General features: G+C 32.0%; 8 protein-coding genes and 1 pseudogene. All 9 read right to left on the reverse strand.

Features of this window, described 5'->3' with window-relative positions; translation table 11 throughout:
* Positions 1-345: 345 nt before the first annotated feature.
* Entirely contained in the window at positions 346-1236 is an 891-nt protein-coding gene (locus IGJ24_RS08875; RefSeq protein ID WP_129193845.1) for a hypothetical protein, read from the reverse strand.
* Positions 1233-2693, reverse strand: coding sequence for an O-antigen polysaccharide polymerase Wzy family protein (locus IGJ24_RS08880; protein WP_109537981.1), 1461 nt, complete (start codon positions 2691-2693; stop codon positions 1233-1235). Before IGJ24_RS08880 ends, IGJ24_RS08875 begins: the two co-directional genes overlap by 4 nt.
* 27 nt (positions 2694-2720) lie before the next feature.
* Positions 2721-3698: a glycosyltransferase family 2 protein gene (locus tag IGJ24_RS08885; protein ID WP_109537982.1), complete on the reverse strand. Its 978-nt coding sequence runs from the start codon at positions 3696-3698 to the stop codon at positions 2721-2723.
* A gap of 1 nt (position 3699) precedes the next feature.
* Entirely contained in the window at positions 3700-4758 is a 1059-nt protein-coding gene (locus IGJ24_RS08890) for an NAD-dependent epimerase/dehydratase family protein (RefSeq protein ID WP_002378507.1), read from the reverse strand.
* A 12-nt stretch (positions 4759-4770) separates the two neighbouring features.
* Positions 4771-5475: an IspD/TarI family cytidylyltransferase gene (locus tag IGJ24_RS08895; RefSeq protein WP_002378508.1), complete on the reverse strand. Its 705-nt coding sequence runs from the start codon at positions 5473-5475 to the stop codon at positions 4771-4773.
* Between the two features lie 195 nt (positions 5476-5670).
* A pseudogene (locus IGJ24_RS08900) lies at positions 5671-6477 on the reverse strand (IS30 family transposase).
* Between the two features lie 296 nt (positions 6478-6773).
* Positions 6774-9677: a DUF5776 domain-containing protein gene (locus IGJ24_RS08905; RefSeq protein WP_219930869.1), complete on the reverse strand. Its 2904-nt coding sequence runs from the start codon at positions 9675-9677 to the stop codon at positions 6774-6776.
* A gap of 243 nt (positions 9678-9920) precedes the next feature.
* Positions 9921-10769: a LicD family protein gene (locus IGJ24_RS08910; RefSeq protein ID WP_002366946.1), complete on the reverse strand. Its 849-nt coding sequence runs from the start codon at positions 10767-10769 to the stop codon at positions 9921-9923.
* A gap of 15 nt (positions 10770-10784) precedes the next feature.
* A complete protein-coding gene (locus IGJ24_RS08915) occupies positions 10785-11543 on the reverse strand; it encodes a glycosyltransferase family 2 protein (protein ID WP_289865394.1) in 759 nt (252 codons plus the stop codon).
* Positions 11544-11607: the final 64 nt, after the last annotated feature.

The following is an 11607-nucleotide window of genomic DNA, read 5'->3' on the forward strand; positions in this document are numbered from 1 at the left end:
AATAAATATTGTAGAATCGTAGCAAGAGGTCGGGACAGAAGTGTTTAACTGCGAGAAATAAGAAGGAATTTTCGAAAATTGTTCTTTAATTTTTGGAGAATTTCGGCTTATTTCCGAAAGAATTGCTTCTGCTCCCGCTCTTTATCAATTTTTAAGCCTGGGACAAAAATCACTTTGGATTTTTGTCCCAGGCTCATTTTTACAACTCATCAACCCTTATTAACAAAGAGCAAAAAAACACCCCTATATTCGTTTGTGTCACAGGAGTGTCTTTTTATTTTAAATAATTTCTTAGATTTTAAACATGATAATAATGTGTACAAAATTCAATAGATTTTTGCTAAATTATCCTCTTTCTGAATCTTCTTCATCCTTGTCTAAACTAAAAGTTTTATCTATTAATAAGCTTTGAATGGCAAGCATACTCTTGCCGCGTTCAATACTTGTTAATTCTGGATCCGAAACTAATATTAAAAATTTTTCTTTATCTCTATACGTCCATAAAAAACGATTATTATCAAAAAAATCAATTTGTTTAATCATTTTTTCTTCCGCTGAATCGATAAAATTAGGTCCGTATAAAAAATTTACAGATGAATCTTTATCTAAATCATTATAATTTTTATTTAATGAATTGGATACTTTTTTATTCCACCAATCTAAAATCGATAAATTAGCCTTATTCCAAGACTCTGGGTCTTCAAATAAATAAACTCCTTCTTTTATTGAAGTCCCATCCATTCTTGTTCCTACATTAAAAACTACAGAACTAGTTAAACCAGATAGCTCTGCAACGTTGTTCTCATTATAGTCTAAAAATTTTATATCATATTTATTAAAATAACTAATGATATCACTTGTTCTTATAACTTCAAAATCGTCTCGGACAGCTTCTACTTCAGAAGAATCAATTTTAGTTGTCCCCACAGCAATACGATTCTTTTCATCCTTAATGCCTAAATAAAAATCTGTATCTTTGATGGAATCCATTTGGTATCGAATATGAAAATTCTGATCTTTATCGACTTTAACTTTGCCTGCTTTCCTGTTTATGTTAGCTTCTAAAGTACCTGGTTCACCATTCAAAAATTGCCCTTTGATCTCTACTACACCGTTGCCATCTGCTACAAATTCCTTTTGAGTGAAATGAATAATTGGATATTTTGCTTTACTACATCCACTCAATAAAATACTTACTGTAATAACTGTTAGAATTGTCCCAATTATTTTTTTCATTTACGACTTACCTTCCTTAACCTATCTAACTTAGCAAGTAAAAATGAACTGCCAAAGCATATAACCATCGGTGCAATAAATGTTGGTTTCATAATAAATTGTAACCAGCTAGTAGCATCACTACGTGGAATAAACAAAATATTAGAAATACAAATCAATGCAATCGTAGATAAAAGTAAATTGTTTCTTTTAAAACTTACTACAAGAAAAATCAAAATAATTCCTAATAAAATACTAGCTATAAAAACCCCTAAATATCCGTAATCTGCAAATATTTCTAATAGATAAGAAGAACCATTTCCATTTCCAGCTAAATACTCATCTTTACGATAAACATATGCCAAATTATGTGCCAAACTATTACTAATCATGCCTTTTTCCGGACTATTAGTGCTAGGCAATCCGATACCATTGAATAGCTTTTGACCAATAAATCCATACTTAAAAGAATCAATAAAACTTCCAAATGTATAATTTTTTACATCGACAAATGGTAGTTTGTCCAAAAAATCATGCCCGAATATAATTGTATCAAAAGAGGTTCCTTGTTTGAAGAAAAAATCAACAATTAATGAAAAAAATCCGTTTGTTTCAATTGAAGAATTCGCTCTAATGTAGTTAAATGCTCCCATCAATACAATCATTAAAGGTGTCGCTAGAATAATTACAATTTTTTCAAATTTACTTATCCATTTTTGAGAATCTTGTAAATAGTCTCTAATAATAAAATAAAGTAACGCAAAGATAATTTTTAAAATTAACGGGCCTCGCTGTCCCATAAAAAAAGTTGGAAAAGAGCTTATCACATAACTTCCTAGTACCACGTAACTAATGCCTTTTTTGGGCATACAAGCTAAATAAATGCACACAACATAAGGCATCATTAAACCTAATACTTGCACATATGTTGGCAAGTTCGAAGAAAAAGATGCATAGAACTCTTCATATGACGTACTACGTACAAACATTAGTTTTTCCAGATCACCATAAACACTTACAATCAATGTTATGAAATAAAAGACTAAACTAAATTTCATTAAATATATTCGATAAGTAGGATACTTTTGTTTTTCCAGCTTAGAATCAAAATCTTTAAGTCCAAACCTTTGAAATAACATCGCACCTATTAAAATGCCAATTAAAGTTAGATACAGAACATTCATCGCAAAATTTGATCCTGCATACCCCCAATGCCACCAAATTCTATTGCGAAAGAAACTAATAAATGGACGACTTAATAAGAAGACAAAAATAGTAATATTAAAAAAGAAAAAAACTGATTTTTGTCCGAAATTTTTAAATGAATAAACCAAATTGCCTGTCCAAAAAAACATTACACCAAATAGTTGCCAATTATACAACATCTTAGCTTTACCATAGAAAAAAAGAATAATCGATACAATTATACAGATGGTTTGAGTAATTGTATATATATCCAGTTTAAGCTTTTTTTTCATAATATTCTCCTAACAACTTTTTAAATTTTAGCTATTCTTTTTATTATTTGCTTCTTGTAATTTAGGGAAACAAGAATACGCACACTTACTAAATTGTAGAGCACACATGGCTATCTTTCTAGCCTTAGTAAAATATTTATTTTTCATAATGAACAGAAAATTCTTCCTCAAAAAAGAAATAATCTCTTTTTGAATTATTTCTTCTTCTTCCGTTAACTGACTAGTAACCATTTTATCTAAAACAATGAAATTTGCCCAACACACACGTGTATGAACAACATCAGATAATTCAGGATACCGGCCTAAGATATATTTTTCATTTTCTTTCCAAACATTGATTGTATCTAAATCTTTCTGAGAAAAAAGATTGGTTGAAATACTATTGGCACGGTGAAAATAATAATATTTTTGTTGCGTATCAATCACAATTTTCTCTGTATGCTCTAGGATAGATAAAATAACTGCACCGTCTTCTGTAATCATGCCTACAGGGTATCGGATATCTTCAAAAATTTCTTTTTTATATAACTTATTCACGGCATGAACAGATACAACTTTAGCTTCTAAAATCATTTTCATTGCTGCTACTTTATCTAGTACTATATATTGCTGTTGTTTTTTTACAGGCTCTTTCCCCTCATAGACATCATAAATACCACAGATTGATAAATCGGCATCTTCTTTTACGATATTTGTATATAATAATTCATACATATCATCCGCAATGTAATCATCACTATCTACGAAACCTAAATACTCACCTGTCGCTATCTCAATTCCAGCATTGCGAGCATCGCTTAGCCCACCATTTTCTTTATGGATAACTTTTACCCGTTGATCTTGTTCAGCAAACTGATCACACATTGCTCCAGAACTGTCTGGAGAGCCATCGTCCACCAGAATTAATTCAAAGTCAGTAAACGTTTGAGCTAAAATAGAGCGTACGCATTTTTCTAAATATTTTTCTACATTGTATACAGGAACAATAATACTAATTTTGGGCATATCAATTTCCGCTACCTTCTAAAATTTTAATTGTATGTTTTAATGGTTCTTCCATACTGTCGTACAGTGGCCGCCAACCTAATGCGTAGATTTTTTGATTGTCTAGTAGTGCTTTTGTTGCTTTAGAAAACCCTTGTTTTTCTTGGGCGGTGGCTTCTCCATGAATCACTTTTGTTCCAGCCACATTGGCTAATGTTTCCGCAAAAGTACGTAACGTAATATCGCAATGTTCGTTTGAAACATTGTAAGCTTCCCCTTTTTGCCCTTTAACTAATAAGAACAGAAGAGCAGATACAATATCTGCAACGTATGCATAAGAGTATAGTTGGGTCCCTGCACTTTTTAGCACAATGTTTTCTTTATGGACTGCATTCATAATAAATTGAGAAGAAGCTTTACTATCCGAAAGTAACATCGTAGGTCCAAACGTACGACTAATTCTTGGAATAACAACATCAATACCATATTTTTGAATATAGGCTTGACATAATGATTCACTTGCTCGTTTCCCTTCAGGATAACCGGCCCGTAGCGTGTTACAGTCAATATAACCGCAATAGTCTTCTGTAAATTTATCAAGATCTCCACGATTTTCTCCATAGATTTCAACAGTTGATAAAAATAACACTTTTTCACTATTCGCTTTAACCGCATAATCTAAAATATGCTGCGTACCAGCAATATTGGTCATAATCGTTCCAATTGGATCACTGGCATATGATTTAGGATGTGTATTACTAGCACAATGCAACACATAGTCACAAGCTTCTGCTATCTGAATTTCTTCTGTGACATCTCCGATAACTATATGGAATAACGGATCTTCTAGATAACTAGTAAATCGCTCTTCTAAACGCGACAATGTTCGTCCCATCGCCCAGATCGAAATATTCGCATTTCTCGTTTTATTTTGGTACATAAGCACATCAATTAAAAAGGTCCCAATCATGCCTGAAGCACCAGTTATAAAAACAGATTTATTAGTTACTTTCGTCCAATCTGGTGTCTTCTCTAAAACTCGTTCAACGTCTGATAAATAATTATCGTCTGTAAATAACATGGTATCCCTCCACTACTCTTCTTTCATTTTCAAGAAGCCTTTAAATAACTGTAAGTCATCTTGTGTGGTTAACTTAATGTTTTTATCTGAGCCTAAAGCAAAATACAATGTTTCGCCTAAATCCACCATCATAGTATTTGTGTATGACGATTCAGAAATACCAATATTCTCACGGAATGCTTTTTCGTAAGCCCAAGTTAATTTTTCAAATTTATAGGCTTGTGGTGTTGACACGCGACGTAATGTTTCACGATTAATATATTGTCGAGTTGTTTCCTCAGTTTCTTTTACAAAAATTTGTTCATTATATGGCAACGAAGTCACTGCATTTCCGTATTCTTGACACTTAACAATTACATCAGATAAAACTAATTCATCAACTAATGGGCGAATTCCGTCATGGATAACGATAGTATCTTCTGGGTTTGAATGTTCTTTTAAGAAATTAACCCCATTGTTAATTGATTCTTGACCAGAATTTCCTCCTGGAATAATCCATTGTAATTTGTCAATATGGTACTCTTTTGCATAGGCATCTAGTGTTTGTTCCCAACCTTTTTTACACACAACTAAGATTCGATCAATGAGTGGATGCTTTTGAAAAGATTCCAATGTGTAGATAATTATCGGTTTTTCCTCTACCATAATAAATTGTTTAGGAATCTCCTGCCCCATTCGTTTACCGACCCCACCGGCAATAATTAAAGCTGTAATCATTTGATACAAAATCCTTTCTCTAACTAGTCAACCACTAGTTTTATTTCAATTTTGTTTAACTTATATATTCATCAACACAGCCAAAACTGCATTCAATCTTTTACATTTTCTCATAACTATCAGTAAGTTTCAATAATTTATCGTAGACCTTAATCGAACTGTAAATATTTTTGTTCGTTATTTTAACTCAAATTGTCAAATTAAGTGCAACATTTTATCGTAAAAACTTCATACGGTGTTTTCCTTTTTAAGCATTTTCACGGTCTAGTGTTTAATTTATGCATAAAGGATTGAATATAACTATCTGGAATTAAGGTCATACCTTTCCCTTTCGGCAAGTATTCTCGTAATAGTCCATTCATATTTCCATTGGTTTCGCGTTGTCAAGGAGCCTGTGAATCAGAAAAATAACAATTAATATTAACAGCTTTATTGAACTTCTGATAAAAAGAAAACTCACTTCCTCTGTCAGGAGTTATCGTTCTTCTTTTATCCAAAGGCAACTCAGAGAATAGATTAATTATAACGTTCGAAATAGCTAAAGCATCCTTTTTGACGGCTTTAGAAGTTAATAGAAATCTAGATTTTCCTTTTCGTCTAAGTTTTCTGCGAGCACCACGACTGTCTTTAGTGAATTCTTTATTAAACAAACCGCGATAAATGGAACGGTACATAGCGTTGTATGTTTTCCCGTTTTAATTCTATTCGCTATTTGTTTAGGAGACCATTGGTGTTCAAGGAAAAGTTTACACACCGTTTCCTTCAGCGGTGCCATATCTAATATTCGTTTTCTACCACACTTTGTTTATTTTTATGATAGGATTTCTGTGCTAAAGAAGGTGAATATAGTTTTACTTTTGTAGAATTCCGTTTGATTTCCCTTATCACTGTCGAAGGCGATCGTTTGATTAACCGCCCTATTCTTCTGAAAGAAAAACCAAAACTATGATATAAAAATATCATTTCTCGCTCTTGTGTAGTAAGATGCATATATAAAATCATAGATAAAATCCCTCCTAATGCGTTTGTTAGTCCATACCATTATGCTAGAATTTTATCTATGATTTTTTGTGTTGCACTTAAATTATAATTCCGTCAATAAAATAATTATGGACAAGCCATACAAACCAAATAAAAAAATCCAGAGAATTTTCTCCTCTGGACTCGACATAATTCTACAATTTCTCTTTAACAACATTATTTGACAAAGAGCCGGGATTTCCTCCTATATTCTTAGTAAGATTTGGTTAACCAAGTCAGACATATCAAGGTAATAAATTAGTTCTTAGTTATTAAAACTAATTAATCTTCTTAACATTAGTTTTAATACTATTAATATATCCCATATTCGTTAATATCCTAGGATAGCCAGTTTGACTATACTCTATCTTGTTTACAACTAATTTATCTCCCTTTTTGTAGTTTCCTATTTTTTTTGTGAAATCAACATCATCAAAAAAGACTCCTTCATGTAACGCTTCGACAGTCCTTACATCTTCGTAGTAATAATCATTTAAATTATTAATAACTTTAACAACATTTGTTTTTACAGCATTTAAATATCCTTGTTCATTTTTTAAACGCGGATAGCCTTTTTCTGTGAATTCAATGCTTTCTACTTTAATCAATTTATTTTTAGGTAATATTTGTACAGGTTCAGAAAATTCAACATCTGTATAAAAATTCGTATTCTTGAGAGCTACTACATAGTTGACATCTTTATAATAATAATTTTCAATATTTGGTATTACTTTTTGCACATTATCTTTTATAGCATTGACATATCCTTTACTTGTCAATAACCTCGGATAACCATTTGTAGTATATTCGATTCCCTTTACATCTACAACATCGTCTTTAGTATAGGAGCCAATAACTTGACTAAATGCTACATTATTAAAATAGTTTCCTGTGGATTTAAATAATACTTTTTGTACATCCTTTGTAATATAGTTTTTAATTGTTGGCGTTACCTTTACACTATTTGATTTTATCCCATTAATGTATCCTTTATCCGTCACTAACCGTGGATAACCATTTCTAGTAAATTCAACTTTTTGAACATTTATAAGTTCACCTTTGTTATAAGTTCCTTTTTTTATATTAAGATCAATATCTTGGTAATAATTAAAATCCTTTAAACTGGCTAGTAATTCAGGGTTTTCATAAAAGTAAGAAGTATAATTAGGTACTAATTTACTTAAGTTCGTTCTTTGTGGATTAACATACCCAAAATCAGTTTTCAAACGTGGATAACCTTTATTTGTAAACTCTATTGATTTTACTGGAATAACTTCTCCTTTTTTAAAATAACCAACTTTTTTATCAAAATCCAAATTATTATAATATGATCCTTCTTTTAAAGTATAAACAAACTGTGTATCTATATCTGTAATATAATCATTTATATTAGGAATTACTTTCTGCACATATGCTTTTGATGCATTTATATATCCTTGGTTAGTAATTAATCTAGGATAACCTTTGTCTGTATAAGCAATCCCTATTACATCAAGTAACTCTCCTTTTTTCAAAATACTCTTAACTTTGGAAAAATTAACATCAGTATATCCATTAAGCTCTATATTGGCGACCACTTTTTGCGGGTTTAAATAATAGTAATCGTTATAGTTTGGTACTAATGGTGCAACATTACTCTTAATACCATTTATATACCCTTTGTTAGTTTTTAATCTAGGATAGCCACTTGTACTATATTCAATTCCTAAAATATCAACTATTTCTCCTGCTTGGTAACTACCTACCACATTAGTAAAATTAGGATCAATATAATAGTTTCCATTTTGTAAAAATAATACTTTAGAAACGTTATCAGTAATATAATTATCGATAGTAGTTGTCACTTGTAAAACATTAGTTTTAATTGCATTAACATATCCTAAACTTGTCAATAACCTTGGATAACCATTATTGCTGTATTCAATTCCAAGAACAGTCATAATCTCTCCTTTTTTATAGGAAGATTTCTTGGCACTGAAAGAAGTATCTGTATAATAATTTCCATTGTTTAATGCTACTACCTTATTTGGATTAGTTGTGTAATACTTACTTAAGTCAGGGCCAATACTATTACCCATATTTAAAAAATTACTATAGGTCATGGAAATATCAAATGGACGCCCTTCATAGTTAGCTAAGCCAGGGAAATACATTTGCGAAGACCATTGCCAAGCACCATGGTCATTATTCCACTGCATGGAACTATCTGGAGTATATGGATATTGCGCTACCCATACTCTGTCTCTTCCGAAGGCGGAAGTATCGATATAACCAGCTGTTAACCACCATTTGCCGACATACAACGCATCATTTTTATACCCCAGTGCCTTTAATTGCTGGTTAAATGCAATAGAATTAGCATGGGCGTTTCGTCCATTGTTTGTAAGCGTTGGATCTTCCGCATCATTAAACATTATGGTATTTTTATCTAAGCCAGAGTTAGCCGCCGCCTGAGCAAAATATCTTGCTTCATCTTGTGCTGTCGCAGCAGAGACATACATACTATAGTGATATGCTGAAACTTTTAAGCCAGCAGCTTTGGCATTTCTAATTTGGCCCGCAGCATATGGATTAACATACCAAGTTCCTTCTGTCAATTTAACCGAGACACCTGTTACACCATAGCTTTTAATTTTTTGATATTCAGCTACTGAAATGTCTCCATTCCAACTAGAAACGTCAATAAAATTCTTGCCAGGCAAATTAGGATCATTCGCATAGACGTTCGCAACTGTTGCTCGCGCTACCCTAGAAGAAAGGCCGTTTTTCATAGCATATGTTCCTTTTTTATGGTTCGTTCCTTCACGTGCTGCTTCTTGATAATCCGCTTCATCTTGGTCAATGGTCTTTTTTTCTACTTCAGAGCTTTGTGATGCTTCTGTTTTACTATCTGTTGTGTTTGTTTCTGAAACAGAAGAATGTTCTTCCGTTGTACTATTTGTTGAAGAATCAAGAGACTCTTCTTTTGTGCTTGAAGCAGAACTATCTCTTTCAGAGGTATTTTCTTCTGTAACAGAAGATGTATCCTCCGTTGAATTAGTCGTTGTTTCTGACGTAGCTTGAGTGACCAAGCCAGTCTCCCCCGTTGTTTCTGTTTTTACAAGCTCTTCTCCTGATGCAATCACACTAAAACTATTTAATAATACGGTACAAATTAACATACCTGAAATGATTTTTTTCATGAAACTCTCCTTATATATTTAATAATATGTATCTTTCTTAAACACTTGCCATTCGCCCTTGAAAAATGTGTATCCTATAACCTTCAACTAATTGTTTTCACATTTTAAAACTAACACCAATTATTATCTCATACCTTTATTTCAAATTCAATTACGCTTTTTTAACATTCCTATATCAATTTTTTACTTTTAAATGGTAAAAAGATGAAAACAGATCTTTAATCGATTGTTTTCATCTTTTATTTATTTTTTAAGATATTCTGTGTACGATTTTTTAGTATCAACAATTAGCGCTTCATGATGGGGTTGGCGATCTTCCTCTGGTGGCAATTGCATATAATCCCCAAAAACCTCTGTTAAGTAGCGCTTGTAGCCCACTGGTATTGGCATTTTTGTATCTTCAAATGGAACAAAAATAGCAGATTTAAAATCTTCCAAATGATAAATATTACCCATGTAACGTGGTCCGACACATAATTCTGTGACATAAGGAGTGGAGCCGAAGGAATACTTAGTCATTCTTTTTTCAGCAAAGCGCCAAATATGATAGCGAACTTTTTTCGATGGAAAGATATTCAATAATACCCGACTACCCGTTGCTAAAATGCCACCATGTTTTTCTGGTACCACTTGTGAACAGAATAAAGCATAAATTAATGCCCAAATTTTTTGTTTCTTCCTTTGAAAATTTCCTTTTGGCGCACCATCTAAAGGAAAAATATCGATAGGAATACCATGAGGAATCGCTAATCCATCTTGATAGGTTTTAATAAACGTTGTCTGTGCATCCCTAATTGTCATAAATGAATTATGATCATTATAAGTTTTTGAAGCAACTAACAATGGATAACGTTCTGTATCTGCATATTTAGGCCAAAGCACTTTTAATTTTTCATAATCTGGTCTTGGCATAAAGAAATCTAAGTCATCATCCCATGGAATAAAACCTTGACTGCGGATTGCTCCAATACAACCGCCTCCACAAAAATAACAGGTTAGATTATGTTCTTCACAAAAAGCCACAAAATATTTTGACATGCGTAAAACGACTTGTTGAATTTCTACTAATTGCGTCTGTGTTGTCTGTTCCACTTTTCCTTTTCCTCCCTATTCATTCTTTGCATATTTAAATGTTGTATAGAATAAAAAACGCATTAAGTAGAATGAACTTTTAATAACTGAAAATTGTTCATTTTGACGTAAAATTTTCCAAACCCAACTGATTGTATTCCATTTGTTAGAAGATGTAGAGGTGGTTAGCTTACGATAAATGGCTATTTTTTCGTTAATAAAATAGACCGTATTTATTTCTTTCAAAATGTTTAACCAAGTAGCATAGTCTTCATGTTTTAAATCCGGCATTAAATGGCGTTTAAGCAGATTAGATTCGACTACGACCGTTAAGCAGCCGATAGTATTTGTTTTTAAAAGATCTTGATAGGTTTGTGGTCCCTCACTAAAATTACGCTCATGAGTAATGTTGCCATTTTCATTACATACAAAATAAGAACTACATGTAAATAAAAGTTTTTTTTCTTCCATCCACTTGATTTGAACTTCTAATTTATTAGGAAGCCATAAATCATCACTATCTAAAAAGGCAATATATTGTCCCTTTGAAGCTTCAATTCCTTTATTTCTGGTCTTTGCAATGCCCATGTTCTGTTCATTTTTCAGTAAAAAGATTCTTGAATCTTTTTCCATAAAGGCAAGTGCAATATCAATAGAATCATCTTTACTTCCATCATCAATGAGTAATAATTCCCAATTCTGGTAGGTTTGTTCCAGAACGCTTTCAATAGATTTTGATAAAAATTTGCCCGCGTTGTACATAGGCATAATAATTGAAACAAGTGCTGTTTCCATTTGTTCACTCCTCGTTGCATTTTATGTAAGAATGTAACAGTTTATATTATCGCATAGCTCTTTT

The organism is Enterococcus sp. DIV0546 (genome assembly GCF_051712785.1).
GTDB classification, from domain to species: Bacteria; Bacillota; Bacilli; order Lactobacillales; family Enterococcaceae; genus Enterococcus; species Enterococcus faecalis.

What these genes read in the sequence shown, in the direction of transcription:
- IGJ24_RS08875 (WP_129193845.1), bottom strand. Translation starts at nt 1,236, where the DNA reads ATGAAAAAAATAATTGGGACAATTCTAACAGTTATTACAGTAAGTATT.
- IGJ24_RS08880 (WP_109537981.1), bottom strand. Translation starts at nt 2,693, where the DNA reads ATGAAAAAAAAGCTTAAACTGGATATATATACAATTACTCAAACCATC.
- IGJ24_RS08885 (WP_109537982.1), bottom strand. Translation starts at nt 3,698, where the DNA reads ATGCCCAAAATTAGTATTATTGTTCCTGTATACAATGTAGAAAAATAT.
- IGJ24_RS08890 (WP_002378507.1), bottom strand. Translation starts at nt 4,758, where the DNA reads ATGTTATTTACAGACGATAATTATTTATCAGACGTTGAACGAGTTTTA.
- IGJ24_RS08895 (WP_002378508.1), bottom strand. Translation starts at nt 5,475, where the DNA reads ATGATTACAGCTTTAATTATTGCCGGTGGGGTCGGTAAACGAATGGGG.
- IGJ24_RS08905 (WP_219930869.1), bottom strand. Translation starts at nt 9,677, where the DNA reads ATGAAAAAAATCATTTCAGGTATGTTAATTTGTACCGTATTATTAAAT.
- IGJ24_RS08915 (WP_289865394.1), bottom strand. Translation starts at nt 11,543, where the DNA reads ATGGAAACAGCACTTGTTTCAATTATTATGCCTATGTACAACGCGGGC.